Source organism: Paenibacillus harenae DSM 16969, from assembly GCF_000422465.1.
Lineage (GTDB): Bacteria > Bacillota > Bacilli > Paenibacillales > Paenibacillaceae > Pristimantibacillus > Pristimantibacillus harenae.
The window spans coordinates 392,011-413,899 of the sequence record NZ_KE383842.1 but is presented as its reverse complement, the minus strand read 5'-3'; the positions used below and the strand labels follow the sequence as shown (position 1 = coordinate 413,899).

General features: G+C 48.9%; 17 protein-coding genes and 1 pseudogene. 2 read left to right on the top strand and 16 right to left on the bottom strand.

Features of this window, described 5'->3' with window-relative positions:
- Positions 1–13: 13 nt before the first annotated feature.
- The 8 genes and pseudogenes from H581_RS0111930 to H581_RS0111895 form a co-directional block, all read right to left on the bottom strand.
- Positions 14–901: a carbohydrate ABC transporter permease gene (locus H581_RS0111930; protein ID WP_028610180.1), complete on the bottom strand. Its 888-nt coding sequence runs from the start codon at positions 899–901 to the stop codon at positions 14–16.
- Between the two features lie 83 nt (positions 902–984).
- Complete coding sequence (locus tag H581_RS0111925; RefSeq protein ID WP_028610179.1) at positions 985–2,382, bottom strand: ABC transporter substrate-binding protein; 1,398 nt, start codon at positions 2,380–2,382, stop codon at positions 985–987.
- A gap of 256 nt (positions 2,383–2,638) precedes the next feature.
- Positions 2,639–3,748 carry a glycoside hydrolase family 172 protein gene (locus H581_RS0111920; protein ID WP_028610178.1) on the bottom strand — a complete coding sequence of 370 codons (1,110 nt, stop codon included), beginning with the start codon at positions 3,746–3,748 and terminating at the stop codon, positions 2,639–2,641.
- A gap of 71 nt (positions 3,749–3,819) precedes the next feature.
- Positions 3,820–5,487, bottom strand: a complete 1,668-nt coding sequence (locus tag H581_RS0111915; RefSeq protein ID WP_028610177.1) for a ribulokinase — start codon at positions 5,485–5,487, stop codon at positions 3,820–3,822.
- An 18-nt stretch (positions 5,488–5,505) separates the two neighbouring features.
- Positions 5,506–5,793: pseudogene (fucI, locus tag H581_RS0111910) on the bottom strand (L-fucose isomerase); the annotation flags it as partial.
- Positions 5,757–5,948 (bottom strand): hypothetical protein, encoded by a 192-nt coding sequence (locus H581_RS0111905; protein ID WP_245600073.1) that lies wholly within the window; start codon positions 5,946–5,948, stop codon positions 5,757–5,759. The pseudogene fucI and the gene H581_RS0111905, both read right to left, overlap by 37 nt.
- A 73-nt stretch (positions 5,949–6,021) precedes the next feature.
- Complete coding sequence (locus H581_RS33845; RefSeq protein WP_036718509.1) at positions 6,022–7,029, bottom strand: LacI family DNA-binding transcriptional regulator; 1,008 nt, start codon at positions 7,027–7,029, stop codon at positions 6,022–6,024.
- Positions 7,030–7,090: 61 nt separating this feature from the next.
- A complete protein-coding gene (locus H581_RS0111895; protein WP_028610174.1) occupies positions 7,091–8,173 on the bottom strand; it encodes a glycoside hydrolase family 172 protein in 1,083 nt (360 codons plus the stop codon).
- Positions 8,174–8,393: 220 nt separating this feature from the next.
- On the opposite strand from H581_RS0111895, the gene H581_RS0111890 reads away from it, so the two are divergent.
- Positions 8,394–9,299, top strand: a complete 906-nt coding sequence (locus H581_RS0111890; protein ID WP_028610173.1) for a helix-turn-helix transcriptional regulator — start codon at positions 8,394–8,396, stop codon at positions 9,297–9,299.
- Between the two features lie 966 nt (positions 9,300–10,265).
- Here the strand turns inward: H581_RS0111890 and H581_RS0111885 are convergent.
- The 8 genes from H581_RS0111885 to H581_RS0111840 form a co-directional block, all read right to left on the bottom strand.
- Positions 10,266–12,152 carry an ABC transporter ATP-binding protein gene (locus H581_RS0111885; protein WP_281169552.1) on the bottom strand — a complete coding sequence of 629 codons (1,887 nt, stop codon included), beginning with the start codon at positions 12,150–12,152 and terminating at the stop codon, positions 10,266–10,268.
- 240 nt (positions 12,153–12,392) lie between these two features.
- Positions 12,393–13,523 (bottom strand): MDR family MFS transporter, encoded by a 1,131-nt coding sequence (locus tag H581_RS0111880; RefSeq protein WP_028610171.1) that lies wholly within the window; start codon positions 13,521–13,523, stop codon positions 12,393–12,395.
- 844 nt (positions 13,524–14,367) lie between these two features.
- Positions 14,368–14,496, bottom strand: a complete 129-nt coding sequence (locus H581_RS39325; protein WP_281169535.1) for a hypothetical protein — start codon at positions 14,494–14,496, stop codon at positions 14,368–14,370.
- 182 nt (positions 14,497–14,678) lie between these two features.
- Positions 14,679–14,846 carry a hypothetical protein gene (locus tag H581_RS38355; protein ID WP_169507497.1) on the bottom strand — a complete coding sequence of 56 codons (168 nt, stop codon included), beginning with the start codon at positions 14,844–14,846 and terminating at the stop codon, positions 14,679–14,681.
- A gap of 582 nt (positions 14,847–15,428) precedes the next feature.
- On the bottom strand, positions 15,429–15,557 hold the full coding sequence (locus tag H581_RS39320) for a hypothetical protein (protein WP_281169534.1): 129 nt from the start codon (positions 15,555–15,557) through the stop codon (positions 15,429–15,431).
- Positions 15,558–15,698: 141 nt separating this feature from the next.
- Positions 15,699–15,965 carry a hypothetical protein gene (locus H581_RS0111850; RefSeq protein ID WP_028610169.1) on the bottom strand — a complete coding sequence of 89 codons (267 nt, stop codon included), beginning with the start codon at positions 15,963–15,965 and terminating at the stop codon, positions 15,699–15,701.
- Positions 15,966–16,783: 818 nt separating this feature from the next.
- Entirely contained in the window at positions 16,784–18,037 is a 1,254-nt protein-coding gene (locus H581_RS0111845; RefSeq protein ID WP_028610168.1) for a carboxylate--amine ligase, read from the bottom strand.
- A 345-nt stretch (positions 18,038–18,382) separates the two neighbouring features.
- Positions 18,383–18,658 carry a hypothetical protein gene (locus H581_RS0111840; RefSeq protein WP_028610167.1) on the bottom strand — a complete coding sequence of 92 codons (276 nt, stop codon included), beginning with the start codon at positions 18,656–18,658 and terminating at the stop codon, positions 18,383–18,385.
- Between the two features lie 1,048 nt (positions 18,659–19,706).
- Here H581_RS0111840 and H581_RS33840 point away from each other — a divergent pair.
- On the top strand, positions 19,707–21,521 hold the full coding sequence (locus tag H581_RS33840) for an RCC1 domain-containing protein (RefSeq protein WP_051250723.1): 1,815 nt from the start codon (positions 19,707–19,709) through the stop codon (positions 21,519–21,521).
- The last annotated feature ends 368 nt before the right edge of the window (positions 21,522–21,889 follow it).

Below are 21,889 nucleotides of genomic sequence, written 5' to 3'. Positions count from 1 at the left end.
TTCGCCTGCCCGTTTAACCGTCAACCGCTTTTTCCGAATTGAGCACTTTGAAAATAATGGCCGAAATGCTGCCAAGCACGATGAACAATAGCAGTGCCGAAGCGATCGAATGGCCGACAAGCACGTCATTCCGGAAATGATTGAAGATATATAGATTTGGCGTCGTCGTTTCGTTAAGCGGCCCCCCGCCCGTCATGACCAGTGGAAGCTCGAATTGCTGAATAGCGCCCGTAAAACCGGTAATCAACAAGAATAAAACGACGTTTTTGAGCAATGGAATCGTAATATAGATCATTTTCGACCATGAACCGGCCCCTTCAAGATCCGCTGCCTCATAATAGCTGTCGGGAATATCGAGCAGCCCCGCAAGCATAATGAGCGACGTAATCCCGAAGCCCAGCCAGATCGCCGGCAGCGCGATGCTTGCGAGCGCCGTCTTCACATCGGCAAGCCAAGCCTGATTCTCAACGCCGAACAAATTCAAGATAACGTTGGCAAGACCCGCATTATAGTCAAAAATAAACACGAATATGATCGACGCAATAATGCCCGATATAATCGTCGGAATATAGATCGCCGTTTTTACGAATCCGGAAAGCTTCTTCCCCATGGATCTAATGACATGCGCGAACAGAAACGCGAGAATCATTTGAGCCGGAACGACAAGCAAAGCGAATTTCAAACCGGTCACAACCGCTTTGCCAAACAGCGGATCATTAAGCACGTTGACATAATTTTGCCAGCCTACAAACCGGGATTCCTGATAAAAGCTCCAATCGTAGAAGCTGACGATTAGCGCGTAAACAAACGGAATGATGACAAATATAGTCAGCAGCACCACGATAGGGATAAGCATGGTATATGCCGTTACATTGTCAGGACGTGCATTCTTCTTCTTCATTCGCATTCACCACCGTTGTATAGAAGTGCGGGAATCAGCCAACCGGGAGCCCGCGCTCCCGGCCGGCTCCTCCCGGCCGCCTGTTATTGCGGATTCGTGCCCGCCAATTTGGATTTTGCGATATAGTCGTTAATCGTTTTCTCTGCAGTGGCAAGAGCTTTGTCAACCGACTCGCCCTTCATAGCGGATTCGACCGCCGTAGCGAACGCGATGCTGATATCCCATGGATAGGCCGGCTCGGCTTTCGCGTAAGGAATAACCTTCTCGGCAATCAGCTTGCGCCACTCGTCAGCGGAAGCGGCAGGATCTTGATTCATCGCTTCGTCAACCGATTTACGCGGCGAGAATTTCGAGAATTGGCTCGTTTTGAAGAAGTCGATCATAATCGCCGGGTCGCCTGCAAGCAGATATTGAATGTATTGCGCAGCCGCTTCCGGTTTTTTCGACTTGCCGTCAATGACAAGCGACCATCCTCCAAGCGTTGCTGTCGGCTTCGTTTGGTCGCCGTCGATGGAAGGCATTGGAGCTACGCCGGTTTTGTCCAGAATATCCTTGTATTCGTTGCGGAATAAACCGATCGACCAGGAGCCGCTGACCGTCATGGCCAGTTTGCCTTGACCGAATGGAGCCGCGTCTGCATAAGCGGACAACTGCTGCTTAGGAATAATCCCTTCTTTGTAAAGCGTTGCGTAGAAGTTAAGAAGCTCTTTGTATTTGTCGTCCATTACATCCGCTTTGGACCAGTCATCCGTAATCGGAAGATGTCCGGCTGCATTGTACTGCAAGCCCCAGCTTGACCAGCCAAGATCAGGCGCAGTCTGCGCAATGGAAGCGCCGAAGATGCCTTTTTGAGTCAGTTTCTTGCCGTATTCAATAAACTCCGCCCAAGTGACCGGAGGCTTCTCAGGATCAAGTCCCGCCGCTTCGAACAAGTCCTTGCGGTAATACAAGACAGCGGAAGGTTCAACCAGCTTAGGGTAAGCGTAGTATTGGCCGTCAACGGTAACGAACTCTTTCACATTGTCATACAGATCGTCGAATACGGCTGGGTCCATCAAGTCGTTCAGCGCCATGATTTCGCCGTTTTTGGCTCCCGGAGCGATACCCGAATAGCTTCTGGTCATAATATCCGGCGCTTTGCCGGCCGCTTGCGCCGCCTTCAGCTTTTGCGCCCATGCGTCACCGGGTACGATCGTCAGCTTCACTTGAACGTTATCCTGCGATTTGTTGAATTCGTCCGTCCATTTCTTAAACCAGGCGTCCGTCGTGTCTTCGAACTTTTGCGCCCAGAACTCAACCGTTGCTTTCTCAGCCGGTTTCTCGCCGGTATTGCCGTTGTTTGCCGTTTCACCCGCATTGCCTGTGTTCCCCGTGTTGCCCTCGGTGTTCGACCCGGAATTGCCGCAGCCGGACAATACGAACGTCAGCATGAGAATCGCCGCTAGGATGCCCGTCATAACCTTTCCACGATAAGCCTGCATTTGTGAATCCTCCCTTTTTTATAAAAAAGAATGTTTATTTAAACGCCGAAGCGTTCAAACCGGAATCCAGCTTAACCAGCAAAATCATTTAAGCGCTTTCATTTATTCAGCGTCGCCTTGAACCAAAAAACGTCGTCCATCGATTTCGCGACGCTGCCGTAAGGCGTCCCACTTCCCGGGATCTCAGAGAAGCAAACTTCCCGTCAGCGTCTTTCGCAGCTTCATCATCTCCTTAAGAGGCGCGTACGAAGCGCGTTTATGGGTTCGCGTGCTTGAAAATCTCTTTCAAGCTTTGCTCGTTAAACGGCTTAATGTCGGGAAGCGGCAGGCGATCCTTCACCTTCGGCAGCGGCTTGAAAGCTTGATGCGGCTCCGTCTGGTACCAGTAAGCCGTCGAGGATACGTCATCGCTGCGATGGTTGTTATGGCCGTGCTCAATCGTAACCTTAATGCTTCGATCGAACATGACCGGATCAAGAACGTGGTACCGATACGTTGAGATCTTGCCGCTCCAATTCGGTCCTCCGCCCAAAATAATGCCGTGGTAAGGCGTGCATACTTCCTGCTGCGGGCACCATGCCGTATTGAAATAGTCTTCCATCCCGGTTCCGTGCAGCGTCGGCGGCCATGGCTCTCCGTCGATGAAGATCATATCGTCGCCTTCGCCGTACCAATTCCATTCTCTTGTTTCTCTCAAGTTGTGAACGTTGAAGTTGCAGCCGACGTAATGTCCTTTGCCCTTCGCGTCGAGAATGACGTAATTGCCGTCGCCGGTCGTATTTTTGCCGCCGAATTCAAAATGAGCGTTGTCAACCGTGCTCTCGTCGATTCCTTCGGTCGGACACTCCCGGTTCCACTGGGCGTGGAAACGCAGCTCGTTCTCAGGCAGCTTGTCGTAGGCTTCATAGTCGATATAGAAGTAGAACTTGATCGGCAGCTCCGCTTCGCTTTCGATTTCAATTCTGGCATCGATTGCATAGGGCATCCGGAAAAAGCTGTTAAGCGCTTTGCCGTCTTCCGGGCTCATCATAAGAAGAGCCGATTCATAGTTCTTGGTCACGCCGTGCCCCAGTCCGAAGAAATCGCCGATCGGCGCCTCTACGCTAGGCTCGGTCTCGCCGTCCCAATACATGCGGATTACGATTTTACGCGGAAGCAGCGCCTCTTCCTGCGGAGCGTCCGTCGCCATCGTCATCCAGATGTGCGTAATCGCCCCTGCTCCCTTGATATGGCAAATTTCCGTTTTGTCACCCGGATTAATAGAGAAATAATCTTTATTTCCGCCCGTGCGGTCATAGCTGGACTCTCTCTTGCGCTTGCCCGGTCTCATCTGGCTTAGCGATTGGATCGATTGTTGAATTTCCATTCTGGTATCACCTTTTCTTATGTCATTATGAGATCGATTGCACACTCTTTGAGAATAAAGCGGCAAGCGCTTTATCCTTTACTGCGTTTCAACGCCTTTAATTTCTTCATGACGGGATTGCCGCCGCGTCCGAAATAATCATGCAGCTTCACGTACTCCTGATATAGCTCCTCATATACCGCCGCATGCCCGGGGATTGGCTTGAACGTCTCTTCCCGGACTCTCGCCATTTGCTCCGCCGCTTCCACGATCGTATCGTAGCCGCCTGCTCCCGCTCCGGCCGCTACCGATGCGAACATCGCCGCGCCGAGCGCCGCCGTCTGGGTGGAATCCGCAATTTTAATTTCTCTGCCCGTGACGTCCGCATAGATTTGCATCAGCAGCCGGTTGCGCTGCGGAAGTCCTCCGCATGCATATACTTCATTTACTTCAACGCCGTTTTCATGGAAGGCTTCGATAATCCGTCTCGTTCCGAAAGCGGTCGCTTCAAGCAGCGCCCTGTAAATTTCCTCCGGCTTCGTCTGCAGCGTCAACCCGACAAGCATGCCGGTCAGGTCCGCATCTACGAGCACCGAACGGTTGCCGTTCCACCAATCCAACGCAAGCAGCCCAATTTCACCCGGATCGTAGGCCGCGGCTTTACGCTCAAGCCATTGGTGAACGCCCGTGCCGTCTGCCTGCGCAGCTTCCTTTATATAAGCAGGCACCGCTTCATCCACGTACCAGGCGAAAATATCGCCCACTGCCGACTGGCCTGCTTCATAGCCGTAATAACCGGCTACGATTCCGTCCTCCACGACGCCGCACATGCCTTCCACATTTACTTCCTTGTCGCTCAGCAGCAGATGGCAGATCGAGGTTCCCATCGCCATGACCAGCTTACCCGGCTTTACAACGCCTACCGCCGGTACCGCCGCATGAGCGTCGACATTGCCGACCGCTACCGCGATGCCCGGATTAAGGCCCATGGCCTCCGCCATAGCGGTGCTCAATTCGCCCGCTTTAGAGCCCAGCGCTGCGATCTTCCCGCGAAGCTTCGTCTCGGTCAACGGTTCAAGCCGCGGATCCAGCGCCGCGAAAAACGACTTCGAAGGATAACCCCGCTCTTTATGCCAGACGGCTTTGTAGCCGGCCGTACAGCTATTCCGCACAAGGTTTCCGGTCATTTGCATGACGACCCAATCCGCCGCTTCCATAAACAAATCGGACTGCGAATAGATTTCCGGCGCCTCGTCTAATATTTGCCAAACTTTAGCGATCATCCACTCGGAGGATAGTTTCCCGCCGTATCTGGCCAGGAAAGCTTCGCCGCGCTCCTCCGCGATCGCATTCAAGCGGTTCGCTTCTTCCTGGGCGGCGTGATGCTTCCACAGCTTCACCCAGCTGTGCGGATTGCCGCTCCATTCCGGCTTCAGGCATAGCGGCATGCCTTGTTCATCCAGCGGTATCATCGTACAGGCCGTGAAATCGATCCCGATTCCGATCACATCCGCGGGATTGACGCCCGCCTCGCGCAGCACGGCCGGCACGGAGCGCCTCAGCACCTCCATATAGTCGTCCGGATGCTGCAGCGCCCAGTCGGGACCAAGCGCGGTTCCGTCCGGAAGCTTCTCGTCCATTACGCCGTGCGAATAAGGCGTAACATGAGTAGCGACTTCCGTTCCGTCTGCAATGTCAACCAGCAGAGCCCTTCCCGACTCGGTGCCGTAATCGACGCCTATTGCATATTTGGCACACATAGATTCAAGCCCCTTTCTTTACTTATAGAGCGGACCGAAGGTTCGGCATGCGCGATAATCTGCGCCGACCGGCTCCATTTCGCCAAATGCGGTCCATGCGCTCGGTCTGTACACTCTCTCGTCCGGAACATTATGCATCGAGACCGGAATGCGAAGCATCGATGCCAGCGTAATGAGGTCGCCTCCGATATGACCGTAGCTCACGACGCCGTGATTCGAACCCCATTTGTTCATCACCGTGTACACATCCTTGAACATGCCCTCACCCGTCAAGTTCGGGGCAAACCAGGTCGTCGGCCAATTTTGGTTGCTGCGCTCATGCATTGCTTCAAATTTTCAGACAAGAAGGCCGCAGCCGTCTTGGCCATTTCCATCGTAACTTCCTCCAGCGATTCGCGAATGCCTCCGCGGCGCCCGTCAATAATGGGACGAATTCCGATTTTCGGCAGGTTGCCCTGCATACGATTTACTGCTTTTGCGTTAGACATATGAGTCATCTCTCCTAAACGATCAATATCGATGTACTGTGCTGCATTAATGAAAGCATTTGAGCTGATGTCTAAATATTTCCAAGTGTGAACGCATGCTCACACTCTGCTTATTCATCCGACTGAGCAGAAGCTCGCCGGCCCGCTTTCCCATGTCATATGGCTGTTGGTCAATATAATAGAGCTTCGGATTTTTGAGCAGCTGCCCAGCCTCGACCTCGCCGAAGGAGGCGATGGCCACATCGCTTGGAATATGCAGACCCTGCCGTATGAGCTCAATCAGTACGCCGAAGGTCATCCGGTTATTGAGCGATATGATCGCCGTCGGCTTCTGCTTCGCCTGCCAGAACCGCCGTACCGCCCGAATTCCGCCCTCAACGGAGAAATCGCCGTTGAACACATACGGCAAATGCTCGATTCCCGATTCCCGCATCGCCCGAAGGACGCCGTCGTAACGTTCCTTCCCCGTGCTTACCCAGGAAGGGCCGTTAACAACACCTAGGGATGTATGGCCGTCTTCCAGCAGCCGCTTGGTTAGCATATATGCGCCTTCCGCATTATCCTCCGCGATCAGATCCAGCTGCTTGAAGCCGTCGTGCTTCTCCAGGCTGCGATCAATCAGCACGACAGGCAGGCCGGAACGCGACATGCTTGCGATCTTGCTTCCGTTGCCGCCAGCCGTCGCCACGACGACCGCGTCGACACGCTTTTCGTTAAGGAGCTGCAGCAGCTTTTTTTCTTTATCCGTATTTTCATCCGAGCTGCAGAACATGAGCTGAAACCCGTTTTGGCCGACCGTATCCTCGATTCCCTTCGAAATTTCCATAAAATACGGATTCGTAATGTCGGGTACGATGATGCCGATCATAAATGTCCTGTCCTGCTTTAAACTTCTCGCTATGGCGCTGGGCTCATAATTAAGCTTTGCGATAGCTGCGCTTACACGCTGCCTCGCTTCTTCGCTCACCTTAGAGCTGTTGTTGAGGACGCGGGACACGGTCGCCGTAGACACTTGCGCTTCCGCAGCTACTTCTTTAATCGTTGCTTTAAGCAAAGCCTTTCACCTCGGGCGCTAAATGATTGTGTATCGTGCCGCTGCGTCAACCAGGCGAAGACTAGATGACTTCCCTCTCGTCGTTGCCCGGCAATTCCGGGTGCGGAGCGTGCGGCTCGAGCTGATACCAGAACGCCGTGGAGGCGATATCGCTTTGCTGCGGCAAATATCGTCTGCCGGAACGCCAGCCCAGGTCCTGGATCGTCACCTTCAAATCTTCTTCGAAGCGGATCGGGTCCATGATATGCCAGCGGTACATGCCGAAGCGGGTCTGGCTTCGGTATAATCCGTCCGGCTTAATGAGCTGATGCATGCCCAGATAGGCTGTCGAGTAAGTGGAATACTGCCCGATCGGCTGCTCCCAGTTCCATGCGCCGCCGAAGTAGTCTTCCGTTCCCGTGCCGCAAATCGTCGGAAACTCCTTGTCTCCGTCCATGTAGAACTTGATTTCGCCTTCGCCCCACCAGCCGGTATTGTTTACCTGCCAAGCGAGATAGGTGCCGACGTAGTGCCCTTTGCCCTTTACGCCGTCCAAAATCGTATGCACGTCTTTGTATGGCACGGGATTGGATCTTCTCCACTGCGCATGGAAGTAAGCCATGTCGTCCGGCACATCCGTCAAGGTATAGTCCACCTGATAATAAAGAACGACTTTATCGGATTCTCTGTTCTCTACCGTAATTTTGGCGTGCTTGCGGAACGGCATCAGCCAAAAGCTGTTCATCCCGCCCGCAGGATTTACGGCAACCGGCTGCGAATTCACGTTGCAGCGCTCCTGCCAGCCGTTGCAGAAGAAATCGCCGAGCGGCACTTCCACCGAGGGCTGCTCCTCGTCGTCCCAATACATGCGAAGGATCATATTGCGCCAATGGGACGGGAAGCAGGTCAGCCATATATGCTGAATCGCACCGGGTCCTTCGATGTCAGCCATCGTAAAGGTCGTGCCGGGCGCAATCTCTACCGATGGGGATACTTTCCAGCCGATTCCGAGATCGCGGGCGCATCCGGCGCCCGTTCCTTCGGTCGCCATGCCGCCTTTTCCTTTTTCCCCGTTAAAATTTTCCGCGCTGATCGAACGCGTCTTTGCGTTTGATACTCTAGCCAAGCTTCCGATTCCCATATCCAGCCCATTAAACATACTCATATTCGGTTGCTCCTTCCAGCATAAGTGTAGTCCGTCAATTGGTAAGAACAGGACAGTATTGAAGCGCACAGGCGGCCATAATATAATAGAAGATGCTATCTTGTCTCCGGCCACATTTTCGTGTTAACGATTACATTGCCTATATTATCATAGTTTTTTTTGGACTTCTTTATTGTAACTTGTTATTATTTATCCAATCTTGCTATTTCGAGGTGATAAAGTGGAAGCGCTTTCCAAATCTAAAAAATCATTACTTCTGCGGCTGTCGCCGAATGTGCGCAGGGCATGGAACCATCGCGAGACCGAGATGCGGTTGAAATCACGCATTATTTTTGACTATGAGCTTCTTTATTTGGAAAAGGGAGGGCTGACGCTTCGGATCGACGATACGGTGCACATGATCAGCCAGGGTGAAATCGTTCTGTTCAAGCCGGGCAAGGAGCATGAATTCATCGAATCGATCGGCGAGTGCTGGATGCCGCATATTCATTTTGACGCAATGAACGAGGATGACTTCGAGGAGGTTCCCATCAACTACAAGAAACGGTCGGAATGCAGCGGGGAGGAATTACGGTGGATTCGCGAAGACGTGCTGGGGGACTCGCTGCAAATTCCGGATGTGATCCGGATCGAAAATCACGGGGAAATCTTGAAGGCGCTGCAGCAGCTGATTCATGCTTACGAGCGGCGGGATCTGGACTATTACATCCTGCAAAAATCGTTGGTGCTCAAGCTGTTGTATCTGATCGTCAAAGGACTGGAATCCAGCGATGCCAACCGGCTGAGCGTTCACCATAAGTCGCTTGACGCCGTAGCGACGCTTATCATGGAACGGTTCGACCAGACGCTGCTGCTCGAAGAGCTATCGAAGACCGCTACGCTCAGCGTCTTCCACTTCTCGCGGCTGTTCAAGCAAAAATACGGGCTCACGCCGCATCAATTCCAAATGCGCTACCGGATAGAGAAAGCCAAGGATCTAATGATTTACAGCCCCCTGTCGGTATCCTCGGTAGCCGAGAAGGTCGGATATGGCAGCGTTTACGCGTTCAGCAAGGCGTTCAAGCAAATCGAAGGCATCTCGCCGCGCAAGTTCATTCAAACCTTTACCGGGTCGGAGGAGAGGTAATGGGGTTGGGATCTTGGTCATTCTATGCCAGCGATAGAATAAACGATCAGATCTGATCCTTGAATATCGGCGTGCTGAGCGCCGGATTGCTTCGTTTCGTCGGCAACAGATCTAATATTTAGACCTGATGGCGCTTTTAAGCACGATGCGGGCGGGGCTCTTAAAGTGATCTGAGGGACAGCTCTGCTTCTCTACCACGCATTAACGACTAAGCTATCCTGGATTCAGTACAGTAACTTTCGAGCATCACAACCTATTTTCAGCCTATCCTGTATTCATTACAGTAACTTTAACTGTTTGAGGACTCATACTCGGATACGAGGCTTTTTCCACTGGATGAAATCCACGATAGCCACCTAATGGGACGAAAACCCGTTCGTACGCTGGATGAATTCCAGTATAAGCATGCGGCTTAGTGCTTACATGCACCTGATCGCTGCTCCCGTCGAGATGAACGGTGTGAAGTTGAAGCATGACTTTGTCGATGCACCATCCGGGCGAATGAAACCACTATACCTATTGGTGGGGGATTCCAACGGATTCTGCTTCGAGACTTGCCGATGGCGAGCCTGGAGGACGGATGGCTACGCTTGCCCATAATCTGCTTAAACAAGAGTTATTGCCCTAAATAAAAAACGGTGGCGCAGGATAACTGCGGGCGATCAGGTCTAATTTTCAGATCTGATCTTGCCTGCTTGAAGAACAAGCTGCCCCATCAGTAGATTCATCCTACTTGGGGACAGCCTATATCCTCACTTTGCAATTCCACTGACCAGTCAGTCTTTACTTCTTCAAATGGTTTCTTTGTACTTACTTCTTCAAATGGTTTCTCTCTGAACATGCTTCTTCCAATTTTGATTATTCCCAACTTTATAATACCAACCAACCGAATGCCTTGTACTTGCTTGAGCCAGCCCTACATTTCCTGCACTGTATAATCCAACCCGCTGAGTGCTCCGGCCTTCCCTACGCCAACCCCGCCAGCTCCTCCGGCTTCATCGCTTTCAACTGCTGCTCGTAAAGCTTGCGGTACAGGCCGCCTTCGCGCAGCAGCATGCGGTGACTGCCGCTTTGCACGATTTCCCCGTTGTCGATCACTAAAATTTGATTCGCCCGGACGACGGTAGCGAGACGATGCGCAATGACGAACGTCGTTCTTCCCTTCATCAGCCGCTCTAACGCTTCCGTCACCATGGCCTCTGATTCGGAATCGAGAGCGGAGGTCGCTTCGTCCAAAATCAGTATTTTCGGATCCTTCAGAATCGCCCGCGCAATCGCCAGCCGCTGCTTCTGTCCGCCCGACAAACGCATCCCCCTCTCGCCGATAATGGACTCATAGCCGTCCTTAAACTGCATAATGAATTCATGGGCATTTGCCGCTTTCGCCGCTTCGACGATCTCTGCCATTGACGCCTCGGGGCGGCCATAGACGAGATTCTCTCTGATCGAGCCGGAGAAAAGTACATTATCCTGCAGTACCAAGGCGATATGCCTGCGGAGATCGTCCAGACGGTATTCGCGGACATCGCGCCCGTCGATGAAAACCTCTCCCTGATCCGCTTCATAGAACCTCGGAATCAGGTTGATCAGCGTCGATTTGCCCGCACCGCTCGGACCGACGAGAGCAATGACCTCGCCGGAGCGAGCCTCGAAGGTGATATCCTTGATCCCCTGCCTCTCTTCGATCGTAATTTCCGGCGGCTCGGGACGTACGTTCGTCGGCTTCCAGAAGAACCGCTTCGGCGCTTTTTCCCGGTCGATCAAATCCGGATTAACCGCTCCTGCCGCGGTCTGCTGAAAATGAACGTTCCGGGCCACATACGTATAGGAAACGTTCATAAATAAGATATGCCCGTTGCATTTCGGCATGGGGACCGCATGCTCCGACTCGACGATCGACGGCTTCTCGTCAAGCACCTCAAAGATGCGCTCGATATTCGTTATCGAATTCTGGATCGTGACGTTCACGTCGGCGAATCGTTGAATCGGGCCGTACAGATTGCCGAGCAGCATCTGAAAAGCGATAATCTCGCCTGCCGTCATTTTGCCCGCGAGCACCATGCTCCCCCCGACCAGCCAAATGAGGATGCCTCCGGTATGCGCGAACGTCTCGCTGAGGCGTCCCAGCACATTCGAGAACAAATGCGCATATACCGTGTGATGATAGTGACGCTTGGTTTGACTGGCGAACCGCTCCTGCTCCTGCCTCTCCCCGTTAAATGCCTGAACGATGCGGATTCCCGCCATCCGCTCGACCAAGGTTCCGGATATTCGCTCCATTTGCCGGTGCACGGACCGCCATGCAAGCCGGATATGCACATTCATATTGGTAAAGGATAAATAATAGAAAGGTAAGATGGCCAATGACAAAGCCGCTAAAAAACCATTCATCCGAAATAATAGAAAACCCGCGAACAAAACCAGAAACAAATCAAGAACGAGATTGATGATGCCCCCGCCGATCAGATTTTGCGCGCCGCCGATATCATGAATGACCCGGGAGGAAATTCCGCCAACCTGCCTCTGATCGTAGAAACTCACCGGCATTCTCTGCAAATGCTTGTATAGCTGCTCACGGAGATCCTTCATCATGCGGTTGCCCAATAAAGCCGAGCAGTAGTTTCGGATAAAATTGATGATGACGCCGAGGAATAAAATAACGGACATAACCCCGATCATCTGGTGCAGCTCCCAGCCGCCTTTGCCTGTCAGCACATCGTCAATCAAGATTTGCGTGTAGATCGGCGTCGACAGCGGAGCCACAAACTGAATGACCCCAAGCACGATGATAAACCCGATTGTCCACCAGTAAGGTTTTGCCCATAATAAATAACGTTTGACCGGACTACTAATCTGAATCCCCCCCGAACAGGATCAATTGTTGAAACCCTCCCCATCTTAGTTCATGATGTAAGTGATTACAAAGTACGGCCTGTAAAGAAAACCCAAGGAAATGGATGGAAATAAGCGAAATGACTGCCCGTGAAGGCAGTCATGAAGGCTCTCCCATTAATCTCCACATACATGAGGGATAATCGGGCAATATGAAATTTACATATCAGTAAAATTGAGGTTTAATTAAAGATTGCATGGTTATTGGCGTATCAGCCTGGCATCTCCCATAAAGAGGCAAGCAATCAGGGCGATGAAAACAAACAGAAAGCCGGTGAAAAACACGCCGTTCAACGATTGGCTGAATAGGGACTGAAGCTCCGACAACACCTCTTCTGGCAGGGACGAGCGTACTTCCGCGTCCATGAGCAGCTGCGGATCGGCAAAGTCTTGAAGCTGTTTATCCTTCAAAAAGGTAAGGCCGCCCATCTCGTTCAAGCCCGACGCCATACGCTGGACAAGCAGGCTGCCCAGGACGCTGACGCCGACGGTTCCGCCAATCGAACGGAATAATTGCGACGAGGAAGTCGCGGCGCCCCGAAATTTGAAATCGACAGCGCTCTGCGCGGCGGTGCCGATCGTCGGATAGACGGCTCCCATTCCCAGCCCTGTAATAACCATATAGATCACGATTTGAAATAAACTCGTTTCCGAATCCATCCGGCTGAGAAGCAGAAAGCCGGCCGCCATCAAGGCAAGACTCGGGATGAGAATCATGCGACAGGACCATTTGCCCATCAGCCAGCCGCCAAACGTCGTCGTAACCACCACCGCCAGCATAAGCGGCGTAAGTATATATCCCGTAACGGAAGGGCTGACCCCAATAATTCCCTGTACAAACAGCGGAATATAAGCAATCGCCCCGAACATTCCCGCGCTCATAAAAAATCCCGTAACATTGCCTGCGGCAATCGCTCGTATCTTGAACAGATGGGGACCGCGCCTCTCAGGGGGGTACAGATCTCCCACGATCGTGAACGCAAGCGGCAATAACGCCCCTGCCCCGAGCCCTTGAACGGCTCTGAACAGGATCAGCAGCTCCATGCTTCCGGCAAGTCCGCATAATAATGATCCCGCAAGGAAGAGAGATAAGCCCATCAGATACATTTTCTTGCGTCCATACAAATCCGCCAGCTTGCCGTAGATCGGTATGGATACCGTGGAGGTTAACAAATAAACGGAGAATACCCAGCTGTACAACGATAATCCGTCTAATTGCTCCATGATGGACGGCATCGCGGTGGAGACGATCGTCTGGTCAAGCGAGGCAAGAATTAAACCTAATAACAACCCGGCCGTCAGTAATTTAAAGTTTGGTGCTTCATTTGTCATTTCAGAAACGCTCCCAGGCTTTACAGACCGGTCTGCAAAAGCACGACATTTTTACCGCTCCGCGAAAGCAGCAGTAAAAATATAACGAAAAAAACAAGAAAAAACTAGACTTATTCTTTCCCTTGAATTATCCTATAGCTAGAGAGCGCCCCAAATTCGGAGGCGTTATTTTTATTCTTCTCAAAATGATCGAAGTCAAGTGGAACAGATGCCGGTTGATAACCCGGATTTCCGATTAATATCCTTTACGCCTTCGAAACATCCGAACAACGGCAAAAATAGCGATGAACCATAACGCGAAGCTTAGCAGTGAAAGAAATGGAAAACCGAGCGAAAAACCAGCGAACGGATTGAAAAGCGATCCCAGGATTGTCCCCAGTGCCAATCCCCCAAAAATTCCGCCGAAAAACCCGCCGAATCCGGTTCGAGGTACGGGAGTCGTTCTTGGAGGAGTAGGATTGCGAGCTGCATTGTCCGGTCTCGTCGGAGCAGTACGACCGGGGGGGCTGATTCCGGGATCATAGCTTCGTCTGGGTGAACGAATCCCTCCGCGTTTATAAGGCTTTATAGTGTCCTTCTGCTCCAATTCCCTCCGCTTTTCATACGACTCGCCGTAAATATCCGTCGTCGAAATTCCAAAAACAAAAAGGAACAACAAGAGCATTACCAAGATTTTTCTCATCATTTACTTGTTCGCACCTCCACCATCAAAAAAATCTCAAGACAATTTACTAAATTAACTAATGAAATATATGGTCTTAACGCATTTCCGGTTTAGCTGATAAAAAGAAAGTTGCTCCAATTCCCGCCTCAACGGACTGAGAGCAACTTTCGCTTCAATTATTCAATCACAAACTCTAATGTCATCATCGTCTGGATGTGAAGTGGATTGTTCAAATTCTGTAAGATCAGATTGCTCGATTTCAGGGATATCCGTCTGTGGCATTTCTTGAATATCTTGTTTTTCTTGCATATTACTTGTCCTCCTACATCTATTTTATTTCAATGTTAATGAGTGAGCTGCCAGTATACCTTTTGCTGGTATGCTTGCGAATCAGAATTCTGCTGCATGATGTCGGATAACTGTTCAAATTGATTTTTCCAGGAATGCTGTTTAGCAGCTGAGAAAAGGTGTGAATCCGATCCACGGGACTTTTAACTCTTTTCGTTTTCCTCAGCTACGTCATATTTATTGATGTGGGCCGTTATTGCTTCTACAGCTTCGCCGCCTTGGGTGCTTTGAGCGACTTCTTTAACCTCGTCTTCCGTTTCGTCCAGAAAATTTTGCTGATCGGCCCGAATCGCTTCGATTTTGTTACTCATGAGATAACCTCCTTGTCAGATGCAAAAAATGTACTCTGAACAATTATTTATCACTATAAAGCGAATTATGCGCCGGGCTTACTGCAAAAATAATGAAGCTCTTAAGGCTGCGGATAATTTCTCTCGTTTATTCCATATATGAAAGGATGAGAAAATCGGGGAGAGTGATGGATATGTAAGCTGGAAAGTGCGTTAGAGGCTAATAAATCTCAGCAAGATGTAACAAAAATTTGTGAGCGTCAAATAGCCCCCACCTATCGGCGGGAGCGAGATTAGTTTATTCTATTATTGATTGCCGATCAGCCGACATTCTGCCGGTAGCGTGGTCGACCAAAGTATAAGAGACTCCAGCGCCTTGGAATCGAGAAATTCAGTTAGCTGTGGCAATTGCTCGTAGAGAACCTGAGTCATAGGGCTTGAGCCCTTTCCCCTTCGCTGTATCAATCACACTATATACACCACGCTCGCCTTCGCGCCACGGTGTATGGCGCTGTTCTTTTGGGGACATGAGGCAACCTCCTGTTTTCATAGGATACTATCAGAGTCAGAAGTGCTGCCGGAAAATCAGCCCATAACAAATTATCAGGACATATCCGATTTTCTTACGATCTCCTTCCAAACGGAATCATCAATATGTCGCAGCACTTCGAACAAATAAGATTCCTCTTCGGCGGATATGGATTCGGGGAATAAAAATGGATTGGACAGCAACTCTAAATCCTCCTACTTGATGGACTTCACGCGACTGGACTCAACATAGGATTCCAACGGAAGAATCAGCATCTGCATCAGTCTAATTAGGGTTTCTTGCGCTTTTGAGTTATCAGGTGGAACGCCTTTACGATGCATTGCTTATAAATTCGAGAGCAGTGAAGTCATCTCGATCTCCAAATCCTCTCGTTCCGAAAACTGTGCCGCCCGTTCGGCGAAATCCGGTGAGATATGCTCCGCATCGGGCTCAATTGGGGTTTGTTGAGAAGTATCCATATAGCCATACCCTTTTTGCAGCCTCACTTCCCCGTCTTGAACAACAACAACACCCGCGCCTGTGTAAAAAGGCGTCACATCCAAACGTTGAAAAAAATCGTCCATAAAGGTTTCCAATCGTTTGGTTTCCATGCTCAAATGCCCCCCAGAAAACGATTCGCGTTGTGATGCATAGGCGGACATGCTGAAGAAATGCCCGCTAATGAATACTGACAACAACATACCGGCTATAATGATCCACTACTCCTTGTTCAGTCTTTTTTAACAATCGATTCATCCGCATCGTTTCTTCGCCTCCTAAAATAATGTCTTGCACCCCGAAGTATAATCGTTGACCTTACGTCAAGAGCAAGACCTATTTCTTATCCACACGGAATGCCTGGATACGCGCTTCCCATTTCATTTGAATCTCATCTCTGCCCATAGAATAATCCTCTCTTTTTTGCTTCTGAGGAGGATTATCTCATAGCGTTTGCTCGATTCAACGGTGGGGAGAGTTTGACGCTTACAAAAATATCGACGAAAATAGTGAAATAAACCACCTGACTAACCAAGTCGCCGACGTTTTAGTTCATCTATTTGGTTACAATGAGCGGCCAAAAAAATTCATTGTAATTCCAAATAAAGAACAGAATGATATAAGGTTACAATACCCTAATTGTTTGATCGTCGGAAATTTAGGGATAAATGTATCCTGGTCCGGAATCATCTTGGCAGCCAGTACCAAGAGAAAAAGAAAGCCGCTTCCCTTGAAGCGCAGCCTGCAATCTCTTTACATAGACTTTGTCGCGTTCATCTAGTTCCTGCATTATCACATTCGTTCTATTCTCCACTTCGCTATGCTTTTCGGTCATTTACAATTAAATAACAAAGTAATTTCAATCTATCATCACATTCAACTGGAATTCACTAAAAACCACATATCTATCAATTTTGATAAGTACCTATCCTCACAATTCGGTGGATACTGCTTGTCTCTTGTTAAAATAATATCGTTTGTAATTATTTATATGGCCGAAATAATACCTTGAGACTTTTAAAATGCGTTTCAGGTTCAAGTCCTTTTTACACCAAAGTGTTTTGAGCACCTGTTTCTGTTTGTACAGCTTTTTAATTTCAGCAGATAATTCCGGTTCAGTTACATATTTTCGCAATACGACTTTCGGAACATTTGTCCAAAGGGCTGTTTTGTCACTGTATACGCAGTCTGCGTCCGTGCCAATGACAACATTATCTATCATCGCAGCTATTATGTTAAGTCCTGCCGCCCTGACAAAAAAACTGCTTCTGCCTAGTCGCGGGTTAATCTCGAACATCATATATCTGCCTGTTCTGCTATCATATTTCATATCGATATTGGAAAAACCGATATAACCGATTTCTTCAAGAAATACCTTTACCTTTTGATAGATTTCCATATCGGATCGACTAATAATCGCTGCATAGTTGCCGAGTGTTTTCGGTGCATATTCCTCAAGCACCGGCTGGCCGAGACACATCATTTTCACTTTCCCTTTGTCGTCGGAGTAGCTATTGATGACACGCATCGAGCTGTCCCCTCCGGGAATAAATTCCTGTATAATTAACTTTCCTTTATAATCGGATGTATTCATACTTTTGACCATTGCTAAATACTCATCCTTAGCGTTAAAGAAAAACACCTTCTTTTTGCCTTCAAAATGACAATGCAAATACGCGTAGGCATTGCTGTTTTCGGGCTTTACGACGATTGGGAATTGAAAATCCATTTGTCCCAGCGCTGTTTCACGCTCATGCTGCTCGCAAACAATCGTTTTGGGATAATACAGTCCATGTTTTTCACATAGTTTATAGAATTTATCTTTCGTATCAAGCGTATCAAGCAAAGCCTCGGATATAAATTGATTGCCAATAAGTCCATTGAATTTGCTATAATGCCGCGACATCATGCCGGCATAGTAATCCGAGCAAGGAATGACGATTAGTTTTCTGTTCGGAGCGGCGTGTTTTTCCAATATAGATAGCAGAGCGCCCGGAAATACGCTATCATGATCAAATCGATCGATTTGAATGAGATCAAATAATTTGCTGTTCATGGTTGGGGTTAACAGCCGTGTGCACAGCAGCAGCGGCTTGATCCGATATGACTCATGGATGAGTATTACGTTTCCATATGCATTTTCGTCGCTTCCGAGAATAATCGGTAAAAAATCGTAACGATTCATGTTTCCTCCTTGTTCAACAACATTCATATCTCTTATTATAACCTAAAATATGAATCCATTAATGAGCGGAACCGTTCATCCTTTACATTTAAGCGAAGGTAATACATCAAATGAACCCATTAATCAGCCTGGATATTGCCAAGAATTTTGAACTTTTCAGCGGTTCTGTCATTTTTGTATAAACAGCAACAATATTTACGAAAACAGAAAAAACACGATCAGTTCGAATTTGACATACGAACCGACCGCGCTACGAATCTTATACTTACATTGATCTTATATCCCTATAAATAAAAAAGCTCAGAGGAGGAGGTGCAGCCCTTGGGCTTCTTTGCTATGTATTTTTTATCCATCGATGCCGGCACGACAGTCGGCCCCCTTCTGTTCTGTTACTCTAAACGGAACACCAATTTTTTCGGCTAATTTCCTTGTGGCCTCTTCTGTGTGAATAGCATAATAAATATCGTTCGATGTTTGAAATACTGCCATACCAGTTTCTGTTCCATTTTCACTGCTAATTACCAATACGTCTTCGGGTGATATTTCGAAAATCTCATCGTTTTTATTTTGAACAAAAATGAAATCCTTTTCATCGCCGTCAACAAGTTTCTTAAAAAACATACACTCAACTCTTTTCAATCTAATTTAACTTATATTATTTCCAAAAAGTTGATTTTAAAACTTTATAGAATGTCTTACAATGTTTATTACACTCGTCTTACAATGTGTATTACACAACGTCTTACAGACTGTCTTACATTGCTAAGAAAAGCTCAAAAAACATTTTGAACTTTCTCCGAACTATGAAACCACTAGGGCCAGGACGTGTTTAGGAAACACAAAAACGGGCAAGGCGTTCCTTTGTCTTTCTTACGGACACCTTTGTTTATTAATTATGACTCGTTACGGATCACTTTATTGCGCAGAACGGCCAATTGTTCGGATACTGCAGAGCCCTCTGACCGAGGAGGCTCTGCAGCTCGTTCACGTTTTTAACTCCCTTAAATAAAGCCTCTAATTGCAAATTTCTTGGCAGCTGCCCCATGCCCATCAAGCTAAGATAAAAAAAAAGGAACAAATACTACTGTTCTTCATTTGAACCAAGCAATTAGCATAGAACTGGATTTTGTACAGACTTAAATAAGCCTTCGCTGCTTCATTTTTTTGATATTTCAAATTTCTAGGCAGCAGGTCGAGATTTTTGTCTACACTCATAGACTACACCTAGAATGTCAAATACGGTTTTCTTCTCATACCGATGTGACTTACGTCCATTCTTTTCAATCATCCGATAGAATTGGAGAAGCACATCGATACATGATCATTTAAAAAGACACATAAGGAAACCAAATCCTGCGCAGTATATTTGCTTTTTCGTTGGACGAATCCTGCTTTTCTTGCGAGCTCTTCAAGTTGGGTAGAAGAAAAATGCTGTTGAAGCTGTTGAGCTAGTAATTGCATTTCTTTGCTGATAGAAAGTGGAGTAGAATTCATGGAAAACCATCCTTTCTATGGAATTATGCTTGATATAGAAAGGATAGCCTGTTTTCCCATTTTGGGATATAGAACTTGATGGGCATGTGGGGGGCCCCCTAATAGTGCAATGAGCACATTCATAGATTTTGGAAATATGGTAGATTTAAGGAAAAAATAATGGGAGTGAAGATTGATGAGACGACAGTTTATGCTTTTAGTTTGTGGATTTCTTGTGATGACACTGATTTTACCCTTTCAGGCAGCCGCCACTGAGGCCGGTTCCGCGGTGGCAGCAGAGAGTTCGAATTTGGGTGTAACGATGGTTGCAGGAGGAAAGGGTCATTCTCTCGCTCTTAAAGAGGACGGAACCGTCTGGGCGTGGGGACAAGGTGGAGTACTCGGCAACGGTACCGGGTATGCCAGTACCACTCCCGTTCAGGTAACAGGCCTCGAAGAGGTGGTCATGGTAGCTGCTGGTCATGATCATAGTTTGGCGCTCAAAAGCGACGGGACCGTCTGGGCGTGGGGGAGCAGTGAGTATGGTAACCTTGGCGAAGACCCAGATCGATACCGTTTAACCCCCATTCAAGTGAAGGGTCTCAGTTCAATAGTCGCCATCGCTGCGAGCGGTCAACATAATTTGGCGCTCAAAAGCGACGGAACCGTTTGGGCGTGGGGACTTAATAGCGCTGGTCAACTCGGCAATGGAACAGTGACAGACCATTTAACTTACTTCCCTACTCCGGCTCAGGTGCGAGGTCTCGATTCGGTGACTGCCGTAGCTGCGGGTCCTAGCACTAGTTTGGCGATCAAAAGCGACGGAACCCTCTGGGCTTGGGGAGGTAATGTCGGCGATGGAACAACTGATCTCCATTCTACCCCAGTTCAAGTGCATGGTCTCAGTTCGGTAGTCTCCATCGCTACGGCTAGCCATAGTCTGGCGGTCAAAAGCGACGGAACCCTCTGGGCATGGGGAGGTACGGTCGGCGATGGAACAACTGATCTCCATTCTACCCCCGTTCAGGTACAGAGTCTCAATTCTGTAGCCGCCATCGCTGCGGACGAATGGCATAGTTTGGCGCTTAAAAGCGACGGAACCGTCTGGGCATGGGGATGCCCTTTGAAAGGCGGTGAATGTTACGAATCTGACATTCGTAACAGTCCCGTTCAAGTGCAAAATCTCAATTCGGTGGTAGCCATCGCTGCGGGTTATGAGCATAGTCTGGCTCTCAAAAGCGACGGAACCGTCTGGGCGTGGGGATGGAATAGCTATGGACAACTCGGCGATGGAACAAGGACAGCCCGTTATACTCCCTTACAAGTTCAAGGATTTGATCCTGAAACGCCAAAGTGGCCTGTGGAAAACGCACTGACGGTTACCGAAGTAACCTATAACAGCGTACAGCTGAATTGGCAGCCGGCCACAGATGATAAGGGTGTAGACAAATACTTGGTATACCAAGACAATACGCTACTGAATACCCTGAACGGGGAAGTGAACAGCTATGAAGTGAAGGGGCTGTCCCCAAAGTCGACCTACCTCTTTTCATTGGTCGCCGTCGATGCCGATGGCAATCAAAGTGTGAAAAAAGAAGTGAGGATATATACTAGAGCATATACGGCTCCCGTCTCTTTTCAGCTTTCCGATTCCAAAACTTATTCATACGGCGGATCCAATTATGAGTATTCGTTATATTACGGGTACATTTCGTCCTCAGGACAAGTGTTGAGTGGATCTTGGAGCCCCCCTGAAGGTTCCCATGGAGTCGTTAAGGTCTCTATGGTTTCCCCGGAAGGGGAAGAATATGACCTTAGTCTGGAGACCGTGGGCGAGGGTAACCGATTGCCGAAAGATACGACGTTACTCACAAATGGTACTGAGTACAGTGCTGCCGAGGTGCCCGAAGGTTACAAAGCGGAGTGGAGAGTTAAGGGTCATACGGGCAATGATTTTAGTCCCGATAAGAAAGTTTTCGTCTATGTAAGCATCAAATATGACAATCACTGAAGATACTGATATGGAAACTTAATGGCCGGCCGCGATTCGGTGATAAGGCCGGATCCTCCCCCTCTTTGAACAGTCGCAAACCGTTCGGCAGACTGCTGAACTAATTGGCAGTTTAGCTCAACCATATGTAATTGTTAATGTTTGAATTATCGACTCATGACAGCCTATGAGAGCCACGGCGACGGCAAAGAAATATCAGCCATCTTTACGTTTATACTGGGAACACTGATAATGATTGATTAAACCACGGCTGGATTAAAGCAGCATAGTTAACTAAAAAAGGGGCTGTCCCAAAAGTCATCAGTAGATGACTAAAGGACGCCCCTTCTTCAATTTGTCAAACAAAAAGAAACCTTTCCTTGGTAAAA